Annotated in this window: 1 pseudogene; it reads right to left on the bottom strand. The window is 44.6% G+C overall.

The window, feature by feature from the left end:
* Window positions 1-146: 146 nt before the first annotated feature.
* Window positions 147-336: pseudogene (locus AK963_RS36450) on the bottom strand (IS630 family transposase); the annotation flags it as partial.

Consider the following 336-nt stretch of genomic DNA (forward strand, 5'->3'; position numbering starts at 1 on the left):
CAAGGGAATGGGCCTCCTTTGTCAAGATTGGCAACGGATACTTCTACCGATTTTGTTCTTCGACCAGAGCTTTCTATATCGGGGATTACGTCGGGAAGATCTCGATGATCCGGTGTGGTGCTATTTATACCAATTGAATTTTCTAACTACTGTATAACTGCCCAATCACGGGAGCACAGACTGAACAGTCGACCAGCTTCGCTGCAAAGGTTATTCCAAGCTTCACAGCAACAATCTACAATATTTTCATAACCTGAAAATGCTTTGTTTGATAAGTCATGCTCCCGCATCCACTCCCATAGCCTTTCTGAGCTGTTTAACTCCGGTGCGAATGGT

It is taken from the genome of Endozoicomonas atrinae, assembly GCF_001647025.1.
In the GTDB taxonomy this organism is placed as follows: domain Bacteria; phylum Pseudomonadota; class Gammaproteobacteria; order Pseudomonadales; family Endozoicomonadaceae; genus Endozoicomonas; species Endozoicomonas atrinae.